19 protein-coding genes are annotated in these 17,528 nt (G+C 73.8%); 8 read left to right on the top strand and 11 right to left on the bottom strand.

The genetic code is table 11. The annotated features are described in order from the left end of the window. Nucleotides 1-3 precede the first annotated feature (3 nt). Nucleotides 4-258: a hypothetical protein gene (locus tag ACZ3J7_RS36140; protein WP_465627543.1), complete on the bottom strand. Its 255-nt coding sequence runs from the start codon at nt 256-258 to the stop codon at nt 4-6. A 306-nt stretch (nt 259-564) separates the two neighbouring features. On the opposite strand from ACZ3J7_RS36140, the gene ACZ3J7_RS36135 reads away from it, so the two are divergent. The 3 genes from ACZ3J7_RS36135 to ACZ3J7_RS36125 all read left to right on the top strand — a co-directional run bounded on the left by ACZ3J7_RS36135 (nt 565) and on the right by ACZ3J7_RS36125 (nt 3,814). After that, nucleotides 565-1,476, top strand: a complete 912-nt coding sequence (locus tag ACZ3J7_RS36135; RefSeq protein ID WP_465627542.1) for a hypothetical protein — start codon at nt 565-567, stop codon at nt 1,474-1,476. After that, nucleotides 1,476-2,831 carry a hypothetical protein gene (locus ACZ3J7_RS36130; protein WP_465627541.1) on the top strand — a complete coding sequence of 452 codons (1,356 nt, stop codon included), beginning with the start codon at nt 1,476-1,478 and terminating at the stop codon, nt 2,829-2,831. The genes ACZ3J7_RS36135 and ACZ3J7_RS36130 overlap by 1 nt, the downstream gene beginning before the upstream one ends. A gap of 80 nt (nt 2,832-2,911) precedes the next feature. Further along, nucleotides 2,912-3,814 (top strand): hypothetical protein, encoded by a 903-nt coding sequence (locus ACZ3J7_RS36125; RefSeq protein ID WP_465627540.1) that lies wholly within the window; start codon nt 2,912-2,914, stop codon nt 3,812-3,814. Between the two features lie 93 nt (nt 3,815-3,907). On the opposite strand, the gene ACZ3J7_RS36120 is transcribed toward ACZ3J7_RS36125, so the two are convergent. From ACZ3J7_RS36120 to ACZ3J7_RS36100, 5 genes are all read right to left on the bottom strand, one after another. Further along, nucleotides 3,908-4,831, bottom strand: a complete 924-nt coding sequence (locus tag ACZ3J7_RS36120) for a hypothetical protein (protein WP_465627539.1) — start codon at nt 4,829-4,831, stop codon at nt 3,908-3,910. Nucleotides 4,832-4,878: 47 nt separating this feature from the next. Further along, nucleotides 4,879-5,913: a hypothetical protein gene (locus ACZ3J7_RS36115; RefSeq protein WP_465627538.1), complete on the bottom strand. Its 1,035-nt coding sequence runs from the start codon at nt 5,911-5,913 to the stop codon at nt 4,879-4,881. A 240-nt stretch (nt 5,914-6,153) separates the two neighbouring features. Continuing rightward, entirely contained in the window at nt 6,154-6,453 is a 300-nt protein-coding gene (locus tag ACZ3J7_RS36110; RefSeq protein ID WP_465627537.1) for a DUF2316 family protein, read from the bottom strand. Between the two features lie 106 nt (nt 6,454-6,559). Further along, complete coding sequence (locus ACZ3J7_RS36105) at nt 6,560-6,829, bottom strand: hypothetical protein (RefSeq protein WP_465627536.1); 270 nt, start codon at nt 6,827-6,829, stop codon at nt 6,560-6,562. Then, on the bottom strand, nt 6,826-7,203 hold the full coding sequence (locus ACZ3J7_RS36100) for a winged helix-turn-helix transcriptional regulator (protein WP_465627535.1): 378 nt from the start codon (nt 7,201-7,203) through the stop codon (nt 6,826-6,828). Before ACZ3J7_RS36100 ends, ACZ3J7_RS36105 begins: the two co-directional genes overlap by 4 nt. Nucleotides 7,204-7,300: 97 nt before the next feature. Here ACZ3J7_RS36100 and ACZ3J7_RS36095 point away from each other — a divergent pair, with 97 nt between their 5' ends. Beyond that, nucleotides 7,301-7,954, top strand: coding sequence for an NADPH-dependent F420 reductase (locus ACZ3J7_RS36095; protein WP_465627534.1), 654 nt, complete (start codon nt 7,301-7,303; stop codon nt 7,952-7,954). A gap of 7 nt (nt 7,955-7,961) precedes the next feature. On the opposite strand, the gene ACZ3J7_RS36090 is transcribed toward ACZ3J7_RS36095, so the two are convergent. Next, on the bottom strand, nt 7,962-8,390 hold the full coding sequence (locus tag ACZ3J7_RS36090; protein ID WP_465627533.1) for a hypothetical protein: 429 nt from the start codon (nt 8,388-8,390) through the stop codon (nt 7,962-7,964). An 83-nt stretch (nt 8,391-8,473) separates the two neighbouring features. Beyond that, nucleotides 8,474-9,433, bottom strand: coding sequence for an LLM class flavin-dependent oxidoreductase (locus ACZ3J7_RS36085; RefSeq protein ID WP_465627532.1), 960 nt, complete (start codon nt 9,431-9,433; stop codon nt 8,474-8,476). Between the two features lie 128 nt (nt 9,434-9,561). On the opposite strand from ACZ3J7_RS36085, the gene ACZ3J7_RS36080 reads away from it, so the two are divergent. After that, nucleotides 9,562-10,188: a TetR/AcrR family transcriptional regulator gene (locus ACZ3J7_RS36080; RefSeq protein WP_465627531.1), complete on the top strand. Its 627-nt coding sequence runs from the start codon at nt 9,562-9,564 to the stop codon at nt 10,186-10,188. A 25-nt stretch (nt 10,189-10,213) separates the two neighbouring features. On the opposite strand, the gene ACZ3J7_RS36075 is transcribed toward ACZ3J7_RS36080, so the two are convergent. Together ACZ3J7_RS36075 and ACZ3J7_RS36070 are read right to left on the bottom strand one after the other, a co-directional pair. Beyond that, on the bottom strand, nt 10,214-10,636 hold the full coding sequence (locus ACZ3J7_RS36075) for a hypothetical protein (RefSeq protein ID WP_465627530.1): 423 nt from the start codon (nt 10,634-10,636) through the stop codon (nt 10,214-10,216). 88 nt (nt 10,637-10,724) lie between these two features. Next, on the bottom strand, nt 10,725-11,672 hold the full coding sequence (locus ACZ3J7_RS36070) for a TIGR01777 family oxidoreductase (RefSeq protein WP_465627529.1): 948 nt from the start codon (nt 11,670-11,672) through the stop codon (nt 10,725-10,727). A gap of 93 nt (nt 11,673-11,765) precedes the next feature. Here ACZ3J7_RS36070 and ACZ3J7_RS36065 point away from each other — a divergent pair, with 93 nt between their 5' ends. Both ACZ3J7_RS36065 and ACZ3J7_RS36060 read left to right on the top strand, forming a co-directional pair. Then, nucleotides 11,766-12,347, top strand: coding sequence for an SMI1/KNR4 family protein (locus tag ACZ3J7_RS36065; RefSeq protein WP_465627528.1), 582 nt, complete (start codon nt 11,766-11,768; stop codon nt 12,345-12,347). A gap of 463 nt (nt 12,348-12,810) precedes the next feature. Then, complete coding sequence (locus ACZ3J7_RS36060; protein WP_465627527.1) at nt 12,811-14,199, top strand: glycosyl hydrolase family 28-related protein; 1,389 nt, start codon at nt 12,811-12,813, stop codon at nt 14,197-14,199. Nucleotides 14,200-14,271: 72 nt separating this feature from the next. On the opposite strand, the gene ACZ3J7_RS36055 is transcribed toward ACZ3J7_RS36060, so the two are convergent. Beyond that, nucleotides 14,272-15,210, bottom strand: coding sequence for a carbohydrate kinase family protein (locus ACZ3J7_RS36055; protein ID WP_465627526.1), 939 nt, complete (start codon nt 15,208-15,210; stop codon nt 14,272-14,274). Nucleotides 15,211-15,626: 416 nt separating this feature from the next. On the opposite strand from ACZ3J7_RS36055, the gene ACZ3J7_RS36050 reads away from it, so the two are divergent. After that, entirely contained in the window at nt 15,627-17,489 is a 1,863-nt protein-coding gene (locus tag ACZ3J7_RS36050; protein WP_465627525.1) for a cellulase family glycosylhydrolase, read from the top strand. Nucleotides 17,490-17,528: the final 39 nt, after the last annotated feature.

Genomic DNA, 17,528 nt, shown 5'->3' with positions numbered 1-17,528 from the left:
GCCTCAACGGGTGGACGGGCGGGGGACGGCGCGCTGGACGGGTCCGCCCTGGGCGAGCCGTCCGGGCGGGGGCTGGACGGGGTGGATCTTGTCCACCGGCCGGTGCGCGCCGTGCGGGGTCCCGGTGACGACCGGGCGGGTGTCCGCGGCGGCCGGACGGGTGTCCGCGGCGGCGGCCGGGGGTGCGGCGAGCAGGCAGGCGAGCAGGCAGGGGGCGGCGGCCGCGAGCAGGGCGGCGCTTCGGGGGTGGGGTGTCATCGGTGCCTCGTGGTCACGGTCGGCGCGCGGCGCGGGGTCGCTCAGGGCAGCGCTCCGACTCCGGTCGAAGTCAAGAAGTGACGATCCGATCGTCGGGATGTCTAACCCGGCGTCACCGGGTTCGTGCGGACACGGACCGCTTTCCATGCCAACGGCGCAGCGATTCCTCCGCCCACCCCCCGTTCGGTCCGCTCTCGGTTGCGGTGCGTGACGGCGCTGCCGAGCATGGCCAGGGATCTTGATCGCCGGAAGCACTGATCAGACATCAACCGATCGGCCCTATCGCCGAGTTCAGGGAGGAACCCGTTGCTCCGGACCTCACCCGCCAGACTCCTCGCCCTCACTCTCAGTAGCACCACCGCTCTCGTCCTGGCGGTCCCGGCCGGCGCGGAGGACACCGAGCCGGCCACGGTGGTGAACGGCACCTTCGCCTCCCCGACCGTCCCCTCCGGCAAGGACTGGGCCTATCTCGCCATCGACGGCTGGGACGGTCCCGGTCTCCTCTCCGCCGGCCGGGCCAACCACCCGAGGGGGTACCAGGCCGCCTTCCTGGCCGCCCCCGACTCGGACCGGCCGCTGAGCACCCGGCTCCGGGCCGTCCGCGCGGGTGCCACGGTCACCCTCACCTGGGACGACAACCCCGACAGCTGCGTGGGCAGCGGCGTCGCGCGGCGCGCCTACACGGTGACGGTCGCCGGTGACGCCAACCAGCCGGGCAGGTTCACCACCAACGACCCGAACGGGAAGGCCAACTGGTTCCTCGGCCGGTCCTACTCCTTCACCGCGACCGAGGACTCGCCCCGCGTCACGTTCTCCTTCGACGCGTCCAACGCGAGCCAGGGCTGCCAGCCGTCCGTCGCCGACGTCGCCGCCCGGCAGACCGCCGCGCCGCTCGCTCCGCCGAAGGGCGGCTCCGACCCGTGCGAGGGTGGTGCGGCGGACAGCACCCAGTGCAAGGACCTCGGCAGCGCCGGGGACGAGATCGCCAAGTGCCCTCCCACCAGCAAGGACTGCCTGACCTCGGTGGCCGGGGACGGCAAGCAGACCAACGACGGCATCGACCAACAGACCGGCGCCGTCAAGGACTTCGACGACATCCCGCGTGACGAGGACCCGGACGCCGCCGCCCAGCACCTCTGCCCGCTGTCGAACGCCCTCACCGAGGGCGTCCCGCCCGAGTACATGGTCATTCCGCCGAGCCAGTGGGGTCAGTGCTGATGCTCCGTCAACTTCCTTACACCACAGGATCGGTGCTGCTCGCCGCCGCGCTCGCCCTGACCTCCCCGCCGGGCGTCGCGCACGCCGCCGACACGGTCGACGCCACCGTCCCCAACGGCACCTTCGCCGACCCGGTCGCGCCGGACAACGGCACCCAGGCCGGACACGCGGGCTGGTCGCCGGACGGCAACGGCGTGGTGTTCGGCAAGGGCCTGGCCCAGCACCCGCAGGGCTACCAGGCGGCCTCGCTGAACTGGAACGGCGCGCCGCTGACCATGCGCACCCGGCTGTGGGGCGTCAGGAAGGGCTCCACGGTCACCCTCACCTGGGACGACAGCCCGAGCACGTACAGGGGCTGCACGCCTGAGCAGGTCAAGGACGGCCAGACCTACAACGTGTCGCTGATCGTCGACGGTCCCGCGCCCGACCCGCAGGTCACCACCAAGGGCAGCGACACCGTCGGCACCGCCAACTGGACGGCGGGGCGCGCCTTCTCGTTCACCGCGACCGAGGACAACCCGATGGTGTCCTTCGACTCGGCGGAACCCGCCGGGTCGCTGTCCTGCGGCCCGCTGATCACCAACGTGCAGGCAAAACAGACGCCCGCGCCGGTCGACCAGAAGGTCCGCAAGGAGCAGCTGCCGCCGCCGAAGGCCTACCGCGGCAACGACCCGCTGGAGCCGGGCGTCGCGGTGGACGACTGCGAGGGCTCGCCGACCACCTGCACGTTCACGGTCGACAGGCGGTACTCGTACCAGTACTACGGGCAGACCCGGATCGTCGGCGAGGTGTACCTGAACTGCACCCGCAACCCGATCACGGACGACCGGAAGCTGGAGGTCACCGAGCCGCCGTACGACAACCTGACCCAGTACTACGCGCTCAAGGGCGCCCCGCTGCTGCCCAGCCGCTCCGAGCTCGCCAAGAGCCGTCCCAACGTGGCGAGTCAGGTCGAGGCGGGGTTCAGCGTGGCGGGCGGGAACGCGGCGGCGGTGTCCACCAGCAACCCGCTGACCTGGTCGCGGACCACCAGCAAGCCGATGAACCCGGTGATCCAGCCCGGCGAGGTGAGCTGGATCGAGGTCCAGCCGGCCCGCGAGCGGGTGGTCGGCTCGTTCACCAACTCCCGCAACAGCTACCGGTTGGACGCCACCTTCGACGTCCCGGCGACCTCGCTGCCGGACCGCTACTACCAGCGCACCGGCCCGCTCACCGAGGTCGAACTGCAGCGCTGCGGCGCGGCCCGGCCGACCGCCGGGACGCCCGACAACACGGCCGGACCGGACAAGCGCCTCAGCGCGCTGGACACCCCGCCCGCCGACCGGTCCACCCGCACCGTCCCGCTCAACCCCTGACCCGCGCAAGCCTTCCGGCCGCCCGGCCCCTGCGACTCCGGGCGGCCGCAGACCTGTTCACCGACCGCTTGGAGCAACCCGTGCCGCCCACCCGCCTGTTGGCCCTCCCGCTCGGAGTCGCCCTCGGAGCCGCCTTCGCCTTCGCCCTGCCGTCACCGTCCGAGGCCGCGGACACCGACCCGGTGGTGGTGCCGAACGCGACGTTCTCCTCCCCCACCGTGCCCGCCGGGCAGACCTGGGGCGGCGCCGCCGACGACTGGACGGGAGACACGCTCCTGGTGTCGGCCGGTCGCGCGGGCCATCCGCGCCAGTACCAGGCCGTGGCCCTCGCGCCCGTCACCTCGACGCCGATCGGCACCCGGGTGCGCGGGGTGCGGGCCGGTGCGACCGTCACCCTCAGCTGGGACGACAACCCCGACTCCTGCGTCAACTCCGGTGGCGGGCGGCCGTACACGGTGTCCGTCGCCGGAGCGGACAACAAGCCCGGCTCCTACACCACCAACAACGCCAACAGCTCGGCCAACTGGGGCATCGGGCGGAGCTACTCGTTCACCGCCGCCGAGGACGCCCCCGCGGTCACCTTCACCTACGGCACCCCCGGCACCAACCCGAGCTGCCGACCGATGATCACCAACCTCCAGGCGGCACAGACCGCGTCCCTCAAGCCGCCCTCCGCCGCCGACCCGTGCGCGGGCGGCGGCGCGGGCAGCCCGGCCTGCACGACCAACGCGGGCGGCAAGGAGAAGATCGACAAGTGCCCGGCCACCAGCCGGGAGTGCCTGGGGTCGGTCGCCGGCGGCGGCACCAAGGAGAACGCCGGGATCGACCAACAGACCCAGGCGCTCGACGAGTTCACCAACACCCCGCGCGACCAGGACCCGAACGCCGCCCTCGGCGGCCTCTGCCGGGTCGCCGGCCTGCACAACGAGAACCTCGACCCCGGCGACACCGTCCTCGCCCCCGGCACCTGGTGGTACTGCTGAGCCACCACCGGGCGCCCCGCGCACGAGGACGGCGGGCCCGGTGCCGCACGGATGGTTCCCGTGCGGCACCGGGCCCGCCGTCCCGGGTGGCGGTCAGTCCGTCCGCACCCACTCCTGGTCGCCGGTTAGGCGGTACCGCGCCTGCGGGCGCTCCCCGGCCGGGTGCGGGGCGCCCTCGTGGACCCGGCCCCCGTCCAGGGCCCGGCCGGCCTGCAGGCTCAGGCAGTGGTCCTTGGCGTCGAAGGTCTGGGCGACCACGGTGCTGACGTTGGAGCTGGACGGGCTGGTCACCAGGATGTTCTTGATCGTGGTGCCGGTGCCGTCGATCGACATCACCCCGACCGTCCGGGTCATCGCGCCGAGCATCCCGAACTGCAGCTCCTGGTCGGTGCCCACGGTGAACTTCACCTGCGTGGTCTCGGTGTTGGTGCGCTTCCACTCGTGCGAGTACGTCGCCTTGAAGGCCATCTGGAAGGCCGCGGTGGCGGTGAGCTTGAGCTGGCCGGACGCGGTGGCGCTGCTGCTGGTGGTGGACGAGCCGCCGTTGGTGGTGTCGGTGTTGGGGCCCTTGTCCTTGGGCGCGGTGATGTCGGTGTGCGAGGACTCCGTCTTGTCGGAGTTCGCCACCGTGCCGGACACGTTGGTGGTGTTGTCGATCGTGCCCTCGATGGTGGCGGAGCCGGAGATCTCGCCGGACAGGTTGTCGGTGGCGCTCGACTCCAGCACCACCGACCGGTAGACCGTGATCTTCTGGTTGGTGCAGTTGATGACGGTGTTGCCGACCGAGACGACGGCGGCCGTCCGCTCCAGCGCCAGCCCGGGGAGGAACCGGAAGCTGCACCCGTACTCGCGCCCGCAGCCGTGCGCCACGGCGACCGCGTCGGGCAGCGGGGTGTCACCGTCGAAGGCCCGCGCGACCACGTCCTCGACGGCCTGCTGCACCGGGGCCGGCACCGGCACCGACGCCGGCCCCGGTTCGTCGGCCAGGGCGGGTGCGGCCGTCAGGCCGCTCACCATCAGACCCCCCACCGCCAGGAGCGCGACGGCCGGCGCCGCCGGCCGCCTCACCGCTTGCTCCAGGTGCCCTCGGCGGTGCGCACGTACGTGGCGTCCGGCGCCCGCCCGGGCGGGTCGGGCACCGTCCCGGCGGACCCGGGCCGCGCCACCGACCGGCCCGGCGGCCGCAGCGACTTGCAGACGTCCGGGCGGGAGAAGGTCTGGGCGACGATGGAGCTGCTGGTGGCGACGGACGGGCTGTCCACCACCACGTTCTTGATGAAGCGGCCGGTGTGGTCGACCGACAGGATGCCGACCACCCGGGTGACCGCGGTGAGCGTGCCGAACTGGAGCTCGTCGTTGGACGACACGGTGAACACCACCCGGGTGGTCTCCCGGACGGTCGCCTGCCACTGCTTGGAGTACGCGGCCTGGAAGGCGAGCTCGAAACTGGCCTTCGCGCCCAGGTGGAGGGCGTTGGACCCGGCCACGGTGGTGCTGTTGTCCTTGCTGTCCTGGAACTTGTCCTGGGTGGTGGGGCCCTTGTCCTTGTTCGCCCCGTACTCGGTGGTGCTGGTGGTGGTGTTGTTCGCCTGGCTGCCCTGCGCGGAGGCGGTCACCGTGGTGTCGATGCTGCCGGTGACCGTCGCCTTGCCGGAGATCGAGCCGCCGATGTTGTCGGTGCTGCTGCTGGCCACCGTCAGGGTGCGGTCGACCTCCATGTCACTCCCGGTGCAGTTGATCGCGGCGTTCCCGATCGAGGCGACGGCGCTGCCGAACAGGCCGATCACCCGGTCCGTCGCCCGGAAGGTGCAGGCGTCGGGCCGGTCGCACTGCGCGGCGACCTCCTCGGGCGAGGACAGCCTGGTGTCGCCGTCGTACGCCTCGGCCGCCGGCATCGGCGGCAGCGGCGCCAACCGGCCGTCCCCGGCGGGCGGGGGGCCGGCCGTGGCCTCGGCCCCCTCTGCGCTCTCGGCGGCCACCGCCGGCGCGGCCGGTGCGGCGAGCGGCACCAGGCCGCCCAGGAGCGCCAGCCCGGTCAGCGCGGCCCCGGGCGCGGCGGCGGCGCAGCGGCTTATCCACCTGGGTCCGGCCGTTCGCACCGGTCTCACCGTTCGCGCCGATCGCGCCGTTCGCGGGCGTGCGGAACCGACCACGGATGTGCTCCTCACTCGTCGACGACCCCCGTACCGAGCCGTCCGAACGGGCTCCCAGCCCGTGGACGGCCCCCCGGCCCATCCTCGGCGACCTTCGGATCGCGGGCGAACGGTCGGTCGCCGCGAGTGCGCCATTCGATGGCACGTCACCCGGTGGGACGTCAAAGCGCGCCCAGCGGTGGCGGATCAGCCCCGGCCCGGGGCCTTGCGCAGCGGGAACCAGCGCTCGGCGGCAGCCCGCGCGTCCTCGGTCAGCACGCTGTACGGGACGGGCTCGCGGCCCGCCTCGCGCACCAGGTCCTCCAGGTGATCGCGCAGCACCCACACGTCCTCCGGGTCCGCCCCGGCCACCCCCAGCGCCTCCGCCAACCGCCCTTCGGCGAAGCCGAGTTGCGCACCGACCCGGTCCGCCCCGATCCCGGTCAGTTCCAGGTTGGCGCGCAACTCGGCGGCGGTACGGGCGAGCTCCTCGGCGTTCAGCGACATCGCGGTCTCCCGGGCGGACGGTGGGCGACTGTTCCTGCCCGCATGCTACGTCCGCCGCCCCCGCCCCGCCCCTCCCGTCCGCCCGCACCCCCGTCCGCCCGTCCGCTCATCCGTCCGCGCGGCGGCGGCGCCGGTACTCGGCCAGCCAGCCCCGGACCTGCTCCTCGTCGTGCAGGTGGGGGGCGTCCGAACCGTGCCGCAGGTCGATGCCGTGGAGCAGTTCCAGCGCCCAGGCGGAGGTCTCGTCCCACTCCCGCGCGTCGTCCCGCAGCATGTCCCCGGCCCAGCGGTCGACGGCGTCACGGTCCGCGGTGCCGTCCGCGACCTCGGCGAGCCGCCGCTCGATCCCGTCCTCGGCCGCCGCCCCCGCCGTCACGCCCGCCCCTCCGTCTCCGCAGCCCCCGTCTCGGCGGCCTCCTGCGCCGCCATCACCTCGTCGCCGTGCGCGAAGGCCCACGCGCCGACGGCGTCGATCGCCGGCAGCAGGGTCCGGCCCAGCGCGGTGAGTTCGTAGGCCACCCCGGGCTGTTCGGGCTGCGGCGGGCGGCGGTCGACCAGGCCGTTGTACTGCAGGCGGCGCAGCGTCTCGGTGAGCACCTTGGAGCTGATGCCGCCGATGCGTCCACGCAATTCGACGTGGCGGCGCGGGCCCTCGCGCAGGGCCCAGATCACCACGGCGTTCCAGGTGTTGGAGAGCAGGTCGAAGGCGAGGCGGGCCCGGCAGTCGGCGAGCACGGGGTCAACGGTCACGTACCGAATGGTGCCTGACCGCCTCCCTAGGCTCACATCCGAGGTCGAAATCCCCACGACCGCACGACCGCACGACCACCCCGACAGGAGCGAGTCCATGAGGATCGGCATTCTGGGCACCGGCAACATGGCGGACGCGCTGGGCACCCACTGGGCCCGCGCCGGACACCGACTCACCATCGGCGGACGGGACTTGGCGAAGGCCCGGGACGCGGCCGAACGGATCGGCCACGGCGCCCGGTCCGGAACGCTGCGCGAGGCCACCGTGGACGCCGAAGTGGTGCTCGCCGCCCTGCCGTTCGGTGCGGGCGAGCAGGTCGTCCGGGAACTCGCCGAACCGCTCGCGGGGCGGACCCTGATCGACTGCGCCAACCCGGTCGGCCCCGGCTTCCGGCTGCTGACCGGCCACGGCCCGTCCGCCGCCGAGCAGTTGGCCGCCGCCGCACCCGGCAGCCGGGTGGTGAAGGCGTTCAACCTCTGCCACGAGGACGTGTGGCGGATGCGCCCGCCGGTCTTCGACGGCCGCCCGCTCGCCGTCCCGCTGTGCGGCGACGACCCCCGGGCCCTGGAACAGGTCTCCACCCTGGTGGCCGACTCGGGCTGCACCCCGCTCCCGGCCGGCGGCCTCGACCGGGCAGGTCTGCTGGAGGCCACCGCCGCCCTCTTCATCGGCCTCTGGGTCGGCGCGGACGCGGACGCCCAGGCCATCGCGCCCCCGCTCGCCTACGCCACCGGCCCGAACGGCGGCTGACCGCGGGCTACCCGGGCCCGGGCCCGCCCTCCGACGGCGGGAGTTCGTCCAGCAGGCGGTTCGCGTACTCGTCCTCCGGGCCGAGGTCCCGAACCGCCTGCCGGGCCTCCCGGGCCCGGCCCGTACTCCCCAGCAACCGGATCAGGACGTACAAGGCGTAACGGTCACCGTCGGCGGCCCGCGCGCGCAGCGCCTCCACCCTCCCCCGTTCCCCGAGGGCCCGGTCGAGCGTGCGACGGGCGTGCACGTCGGTCCGGGCGAGTCGTGCCAGTTCCTCCGACCGTCCCGCCGCCACGAGCAGGCGCAGGTGCCAGAGGTGGTTGTCGTGAGCGTGGTGGTCGGCCGAATAGCACTCGGCCCGGGCGCTCACCAACGCGATGGCCCGGTCCCACTCCTGCCGCCGCTCCGCCTGCCTGGCCTGCTCGAACCACTCCACGGCACGAGTGTCGCAGCCACGGACTTCCCGAGCGCCCCCGGCTCCGCCCCGGCCCCCGGTGGCCCCGGCGGTCCCGGGACCGGCTACTCCGCCAGCTCCCCGGCGAGCCGGGCCCAGGCGTCCTCCGGCACGCCCTCCTCCCCCACCGCGACCACGTGCAGGGCGACGTGGTCCGCCCCGGCCGCCCACTGCTCGCGGACCCGGCCCGCGACCGCCCCGGCGCCGCCGTGGGCCACCAGGGCGTCGACGACTTCCCGTCCCGGCGGGTCCACCTCCCGGCGGCCCGCCGCCTGCAGCAGTTCACGCCGGTTCGGCAGCGCGGCCGCCGCCAGCTCGACGGCGGCCCGCTCGACGGCGGAGCGCCCGGCAGCGGAGCTCCCGGCAGCGCCGCCGCCCGGAGCGAGCACGCAGAGCTGGACGACGGCCAGCAGGCGGTCCGGGCCGAGCAACCGGCGGGCCTCGCGGGTGTGGTCGACCGGCAGGCCGAGCACCAGCGCGCCGTCGGCGCCCTCCGCCGCCACCTCCAGCATCGGCCGGCCCAGCGCCGAGACGAGCCTGGGCACCCGCGCCGCCGTTCCGTCGCCGGGCGGACCGAACGGTGCCGCGTCCAGGCCGGCGAGGTACGTCCGGACCGCGTCGACGGGCGGGCGGTGGGCGTGGCCGCGCACGGTCTGCGCCAGGCTGGGGTGGCTCTCCCACAGCGTCGTCAGGAAACGTCCGGGGTGGGCCTCGTCCAGCGTCCGGGCTCCGGCCGCCGTCGCCACCGCGTCCCGGGCGTGGATGTCGGCCATCCCGCAGGCGACGGTGATCCGTTCGCTCGCGGCCAGCAGCAGCGCCGCCTGCGCCATCGCCTCCCGGCCGCCGGTCTCCCCGAACCACAGCGTGCCGTAGCCCAGCCGTTCGGCGGCGGCGACCGCCCGGCGCAGCTCCGCGAGCGGCCATGCGTCCGCGTCCCCCGCCCACACCCCGACCCGGCCGAGCGGCGGCAGCCCGCCCCGGCCCCGCGCGGTGCCCGTACGGCCCCCGTCCTCCACAGGCCCCACCGCATCCACCCCGTCCCGCTCCAGCGCCTCCGCGCAGGGGCCACCCGGAAGCAAACGGGGTGGCCCTCCACTTGACGGGCGCTACGATATGGGGGACCACCCCGGTTAGCAAGCCGTCAGGAGCCCCGGTGCCCTCGAAGCCCCCCGCCACCTCCGCTTCCGCCTCCACCTCTCCCCCGCCGCCCCGACCGATGCGCGCGGACGCCCGGCGCAACCACGAGCGCATCGTGGCGATCGCCGGAGTGCTGGTCGCCGAACAGGGGGCGGACGTCTCGCTGGAGGAGGTCGCCCGGGTGGCCGGCGTGGGGTCCGCGACGCTGCACCGGCACTTCCCGTCACGTCAGTCGCTGCTGGAGGCGGTGTTCAGGGGCCGGGTGGCCGCCCTCTGCGCGCAGGCCGACGAACTCTCCGCCGCACTGCCCCCGACCGACGCCCTGATCGACTGGCTGCACGCCGTCGGCGCCCACGCGGTGGCCAACCGCGGTCTCGGCACCTCGCTGCTGCGCGGCGCGCAGGAGGCCGCCGACGGCGATCCGGCCTTCGGCGCCGACTGCCACACGATGATCGTCGAGGCCGGCCAGCGCCTGCTCGACCGCGCCGCGGCCACCGGCACCGTCCGGCCGGAGGCGACGGTCGTCCGGCTCCTCACCCTGGTCAGCGCCCTCGCCGCCGCCACCGAGGCCACCCCGGACGGCCCCGCCGAGACCCGCCAACTGCTCGACCTCGCACTGACCGGCATCAACGCCCCCGGCTGACCCCCGCCCGAGCCGACCGGCCGGCTCAGAGCGCGCGCAGCAGGTGGTCCGCCGGGGCGTAGTCGATCTTCCAGTCGGCACCGACCCCCACCGCGCCGTCCCGTTCGCAGCGCAGCCCCACCGTCACCCAGCAGACCGCCCCGTCGGCGGTCAGCGAGAAGGCCACCGCCGTCTCGAACTCGACTCCTCCGCACGGGCATTCGGCCACCTCGGGTTCGGCCTCCGCCCACACCTCCGCACTGTCCGCGAGGAACGCCCGCCGCTCGCAGCGCGCGCACTCCCGCTCCGCGCACCCCTCGGTGCCGTCCACCCGGACGGTGAACACCCGTCCGCCGCAGCGCTCGCACTCGCACCCGCCGAGCACCGCCGGACGGTACTCGGCGGCACCGCGCAGGAACTCCGCGAGCTCGCCGGAGACCGCCGCCCCGATCCACCGTTCAGCATCCACCCCCGCATCCTCACAGCACCCCCTGACACCCGGGCCGCCCCGCGCCCCGCGTCGCCCCGCCTCCACCAGGTCGGCCGGCCGGCCGCCGTCACATCCGGCCGCTCCGGCGGCGGGCGACCAACTCCCGGGCGGCGTCGGCGCAGTGCGGGAAGTCGAAGGCGAACCCGGCCTCCAGCAGCCGGCCGGGCACCACGCGCCGGCTCTTCAGCAGCAGTTCGGTGTCCGTCCGGAGGGCGAGCGCGCCGAGTTCCGCCATCCAGCGGGTGGCGGGCAGGCCCACCGGCACGCCGTTCGCCCGTCGCAGCGCACGCATCAGCTCGCGCTGCGGCAGCGGGTTCGGCGCGGCCAGGTTCACCGGCCCGGCGAGCCCCTCGGTCTCGGCCAGGAAGCGCACCGCCCGCACGAAGTCACGCTCGTGGATCCAGGACACGTACTGCCGTCCGCCCGCCACCGGCCCGCCCAGGCCCAGCCGGGCCAGCCAGGACAGCACGTCGAACACCCCGCCCCGGTCCGGGCTCAGCACCATCGCGGCTCGCAACGCCACCTTCCGGGTGCCGGGCGTGGCCGCCCGCTCCTGCTCGGCCTCCCAGTTCCGGGCGATCCGGACGCTGTACTCCCAGTAGCCCGGCACACCGGGCTCGGTGCCGCCGATGACGCCGTCCGCCTCGTCGTTCGGGGCGTCGAAGCGGTGCGCGTACACCGTCGCCGTGCTCATCTGCAGCCAGACCCGGGGCGGACGGGCGGCCGCGGCGATCGCCTCGCCGACCACCCGGGCCGAGTCCACCCGGGAGTCCATCATCTGCTGGAGGTTCTCCGGCGTGTACCGGCAACTCACCGTCCGCCCGGCCAGGTTGACCACGACGTCGGCGCCGTCCAGCTGCTCGGCCCAGGCGCCGAGGGAGCGGCCGTCCCAGGCCACGTGGTGCGGGGCGGTGGGTGCCCGGGTGAGGACCACCACCTGGTGCCCGTCGGCGCGCAGCGCGCGCTCCAGCATCGTGCCGACCTGCCCGGTACCACCGGGAATCACGTACTTCACGAGGGAGACCGTACTCTTCAAATTGAACGCGTTCAATTCCCTCTCTCCGACCCCACCGCCCCGACCTTCCGTGCTCCCTGCTATCCATGCCGCATGGACACCGAGCACCCGGACCCGGCCGACCTCGCCGCCCTCCGCGCCGCCTTCGGCCTCGACGGCAACGGTGACGGCGGTGGCGGTGGGGACGCCCTCGACTGGGAGGCCGTCCACGCCTTCGAGGCGCAGCACGGCATCGTCCTGCCCGAGCCCTACCGCACCTTCGTCGCCGAACTGAGCGACGGCTCGCGCCTCGGGCCACCCGGGTCCGGCCTGCTCGGGCTCGCCGACATGCCCCCCGACTGGGGCGACGACCGTCCCGCCCGGGACCTCTCCCGGCCGTTCCCGCTCACCGGGGCCTGGATCTGGGAGGACGACGAGGAGACCCCGGAGGAGGAGTTCGACGCGCGCGTCGGGCAGGTCTCCGACGACGGGACGATCGTCCTCGGCGGCGACGGCTGCGGCTTGTACTGGCACCTGGTCGTCACCGGTCCGCAGCGCGGCCACATCTGGCAGGTCACCGACGTCGGCGCCGCCCCGTTCGGCGCCGAGTTCGGCCACACCACCGCCGCCGCCGGCTTCGCCGGCTGGGTGGCCCACTGGCACGCCGGCCTCCCCTGGTTCGACGCGGAGGCCTGAGCCGCTCCGCTCCACCGGCCCCGCCCCGTCCTGCCCTCAGCGGACGGGACTGTCGAGATGTCGACCTACCGACAGCCTCTCCGCACGTCTCCTCCCCTCCCCCTCAGCCGCTCCGCTCCTCCTACGGCCGCACCCAGGGGGCCCGGCGCTCGCCCGGTTCCAGGTGCTCGTGCCAGTACCGGAGGACCACCCCGGTTGCGGCCTCCAGCCACCCGGCAGCTCGGGTACCGCCGTCCCACCTCCGCGACCACCGGCATCCCGGGCAAGGACGAGCCGGCGCCCCCGAGGTCACCGAGCGTGGCGGATTCGCCTCCTCCTGGCCCGTTCAGCGCTCCACCAACGGCTCTTGCGCCGACAGCCGACGACGCAACGTCACTGGTTGACCAGTCGTCAGTATCCGTGCGATCTTGCCTTCCGGCCGGGGACGAACCCCGGTCCCGTAGAGGCACAGGGGGGACCTCGCATGGGCAAGGACGATTCCGCGCGGGACGGCGGGGGCGGGCCGCTCCGTCGCCGGGCACTGCTGACGGGGGCGGCGGCGGGGGTCGCGGGCATCGCGGTCACGGCGAACGCGCAGTCCGCGTCGGCCGTGACGACCGGCGCGAGCGGAGTGGCCGACTGGTTCGACGTCAAGGACTACGGCGCGACCGGCGACGGTTCGACGGACGACACCGCGAAGGTGCAGGACGCGATCAACGCGGCGTCCGCGCAAGGCGGCACGGTCTACTTCCCGGCCGGCAGGTACCTGGTGAAGCCGGCCGGCGCCACGACGCCCGCGCTGGCCGTGGGCGGCAACGGCGTGCGCCTAGTCGGCGCGGGCAACAAGGCGTCCATGCTGGTCAAGGGAGCCAACGGGCCGCTGCTGCGGATCTCCGGCGCGGGCCCGGACGCCACCGGCGCGACCCACCGGCGCTACTGCGCGGTGGAGGACCTCGGCTTCAACGGCAACGGCAGGACCGGCCTGGTCCTGGAGCTGTACTACAACGACAACACCGTCGTCCGGGACGTCTACATCACCAGCAACATGGACGTCTGCATCGACGGCGTGGAGCTGTGGGACTCGCGGTTCTACAACCTGGTGGTGGAGTCCAGCACCGGTCCGGTCGGCACCACCGGCGCCCCCAACATGTGGCTGCGCAACGCCTCCGCCGCCTCCGGCTGGGGTTCCAGCACCGACAACACCAACCAGGTGCACGTGATCGGCTGCCGGTTCGAGGCCTTCGGCACCGGCGCGCTGTGGATCACCGCCGGTCCGGGCTCGACCAACAACCCGAACGGCATCTACGTCACGGACTGCAAGTTCGAGACCTCGCAGCTGATCAGCGGCCCGCACTTCAAGGTCGACGCGTCCAGCAAGCACGTGCACGCCCGCAACATCTACTGCTACGCGGGCAACTTCTCCCCCGCCCTCGACAGCACCCAGCAGCACGCCCAGAACATCATCGCCTGGGCACCCGCCGCCTCCTCCCTGGAGGACGTGCTGATCGCCAACGGCTCGACCGCGACGGTCAATTCGGGCATCGACCTGTACGCCGGCACCGGCAGCACCGCGATGCTGCGCAACGTGGTCGGCCTGTACGGGACGGCGCCGCTCGGCGCGCACGTGTACTACGAGTCCCCGCTCCCCGGCGACGTGCGACTGGAGAACACCTACGGCAACAAGGGCGCCCAGACCAGCGGCACCGTCCCGGGCACCAACGCGCCCGGCCTGGCGCTGCGCCAGGTCGCCGGTCCGGTCTCGGACGCCTCGTTCCAGCGCGCCCCGGCCAACGGCACCCTCGCCGTCGACACCGTCAACCAGCGCCTGTACGTGCGGATCAACGGCGGATGGAAGTCCTCCCCGCTCAGCTGACCCGACCCGGGGTGGGCCGCCCCGGCCCACCCCGGCCCACCCCGGCTCTCCAGCAGCCCACTTGACGTTCCGTCAAAGATCTTCTCCCCAGGGCGGATTGGCACCGGGGACCGCGACCGTCCGGGCCGCCACGCGGGCGGCGAAGGCGCAGGCCCGTTCCAGGTCCTCGGGGGTCAGCGAGTCGAGCCGGCCGCCGAGGTGGCCCTGGGCGGCGAGGGAGTGCAGCAGGCCGGCGGTGAAGGAGTCGCCCGCGCCGACGGTGTCCGCCACCGGTGTCGCGGGCGCCGCCACCCGGACCCGGCGGCCGTCCAGCGAGGCGAGCGCGCCGCGTTCGCCGAGCGTCACCACGACCAGCGGGACGCCCGCCGCGTGCCACTGGTCGCAGGCGTCCTCGGGCGCGGCGCCGGGCAGCAGGACGCCCAGGTCGTCCTCACTGAGGCGCAGCAGGTCGGCCAGTTCGCACCAGCGGTCGATCCGCTCCCGGTAGACGTCGGGGGCGACCAGCAGCGGGCGCACGTTCGGGTCGATCGAGACGGTGGCGTACAGGCGGGCCTCGGCGAGCAGGTTCTCGATCCGCGGGCCGCCGGGGTCGCGGGCCAGCGCGAGCGAGCCGGTGTGCAGGCACACCGAGCCGTCCCGGCGGGCGGCGTCCAGTTCCTCGCGGGTCCACTGCCAGTCGGCGGTGCCCTCCGCGTGGAAGGAGTACGTGGCGTGGCCGTCGGCGTCGAGGGCGGCCAGCGCGAGGGTGCTGGGTTCGGCGGCCGCGACGGTGTCCGCCAGGTCGACGCCGGAGTCGGCCAGGTGGGCGCGGAAGAGCGCGCCGAACGGGTCGGCCGAGATCCGGCCGACGAACCGGGTCGGCGTGCCGAGCCGGGCCAGCGCGACCGCGGTGTTCGCCGGACCGCCGCCCGGCAGCACCCGCAGCGCGAGCTCGCCCGTCCGGGCTCCGTCCCGCTCGACGAAGGCGTCGGCGACGCACTCCCCGACCACGGTGATCTGCCGACCCGCCATCGAAACCAGCCTCCCAACAGGGCGAACGCACATCCAGCGGTCCGGACTCCATCACCGCGACCCACCCGTAGTCAACGCGCGGCCCACCATCGGGTCACCACCGCCCCTGCCCTTGGCCGCGCCCGTTCCGCCGATGTACGTTTCAGCGCGCCCGGGCGGGTGACCTTCATCAAGTGGGAGCGCTCCCAGGGGTCTTGACGATCCGAAGGGCCATCTGGCTTCATATGGCGAACCCACGAGGGGTGCGAGTGGGAGCGCTCCCGATCCTTCCCCCACCATGACCGGACTGCTCCCCCCTCGCCCCCGTCCCCCCGTCCCCCTCCGCCCCAGCACGTTCCACCCGGGTTCCACGAACGTCTCGGACCACCCCACCCCCACCGGACGCCCCCACCCGCGTCCAGAGAGGAACGAGACCCATGCGCCTCCAGCTGCGCCGGCGCCTGTCGCGCCGATTGGCGGGCTGTGCCGCGGCCCTGACCGCCGCGCTCGTCACCACCCTGACCGCCCCCGCCGCTCCGGCGGCCCACGCCGCCACCAGCACGGCCGGCACCACCACGACGGCCGTGACAGCCGCCGCCACGGCCGGTGCGGGAGCCGGCTACTGGCACACCAGCGGCCGGCAGATCCTGGACGAGGCCGGAAACCCGGTGCGGATCGCGGGCATCAACTGGTTCGGCTTCGAGACCTCCAACTACGTGCCGCACGGCCTGTGGAGCCGCGACTACAAGTCGATGATCGACCAGATGAAGTCGCTGGGCTACAACACCATCCGCCTGCCGTACAGCGACGACATCTTCAAGGGCACCGCGCCGAGCAGCATCAACACCTCCGGCGGGATGAACTCCGACCTGGTCGGCCTGAACTCGCTCGGCGTGATGGACAAGCTGGTCACCTACGCGGGCAGCATCGGCATGAAGGTCATCCTGGACCGCCACCGCCCGGACTCCGGTGGACAGTCGGCGCTCTGGTACACCTCCTCGGTGCCGGAGTCGACCTGGCTGGCGAACCTCAAGTCGATCGCCGCCCGGTACACGAACAACCCCGCCGTGATCGGCATCGACCTGCACAACGAGCCGCACGACCCGGCCTGTTGGGGCTGCGGCGACCTCGCCACCGACTGGCGGCTGGCCGCCCAGCGCGGCGGTGAGGCCGTCCTGGCGGCCAACCCGAAGCTGCTGGTCTTCGTGGAGGGCGTGCAGAGCTTCAACGGCAGCTCGTACTGGTGGGGCGGCAACCTGCAGGGCGCCGGCCAGTACCCGGTCCAACTGAGCGTCCCCAACCGGGTGGTGTACTCGGCGCACGATTACGCGACCAGCGTGGCGCAGCAGACCTGGTTCTCCGACCCGAGCTTCCCCTCGAACATGCCGGGCGTGTGGGACAAGAACTGGGGCTACCTGTTCAACCAGAACATCGCCCCGGTGTGGGTCGGCGAGTTCGGCACCACGCTCCAATCGACGGTCGACCAGGCCTGGTTGAAGGCCCTGGTGCAGTACCTGCGCCCGACCGCGACGTCCGGCGCGGACTCCTTCCAGTGGACGTTCTGGTCCTGGAACCCCAACTCCGGTGACACCGGCGGCATCCTGAACGACGACTGGACGACGGTCAACACGGTCAAGGACGGCTACCTGGCCTCGGTCAAGGCCCCGGGCTTCGGCTCCACGGGTGGCGGCACCGGCGGCGACGTCCAAGCGCCTTCCGTGCCCGCCGGGTTGACCGTCACGGGCACCACGGCGAGCAGTGTGTCGCTGTCCTGGACGGCCTCCACCGACAACACCGCGGTCACCGGCTACGACGTGTACCGGGGCGGAACGAAGGTCGCCTCGACCACCTCGACCTCCTATACGGACGGCGGACTGACCGCGGCGACGGCATACAGCTACACCGTCCGGGCGAAGGACGCGGCGGGCAACGTGTCGAGCGCCTCGGCGGCGGTGACGGCGACCACCGCGACGAACGGCGGCGGGACGAACGCCGGGTGCGCGGCGACCGTCGCCCTGAACGACTGGGGCAGCGGCCTGACCGCGACGGTCACCGTCACCAACACCGGCAGCACGCCCACCAAGGGCTGGCAGGTGGCCTGGACCTGGCCCACCACCCTGCAGATCAGCGGAAGTTGGAGCGCGACCGTGACCCGCAGCGGGCAGACCGTCACCGCGACGAGCCTGCCCTACAACGGGGCGCTCGCCCCGGCCGCCTCCACCTCCTTCGGCATCCAGGCGACCCGGAGCGACGCCGGCGCGGCGGCGACCACGACGGCGGTCTGCACCGCGACCCCCTGACCCGCTCCCCGCGCACCACCCGCTCCCCGCACCACGCGT

The sequence above is a fragment of the Kitasatospora sp. NPDC015121 genome (assembly GCF_055562955.1).
This window is presented reverse-complemented; position numbering and strand designations above follow the sequence as displayed.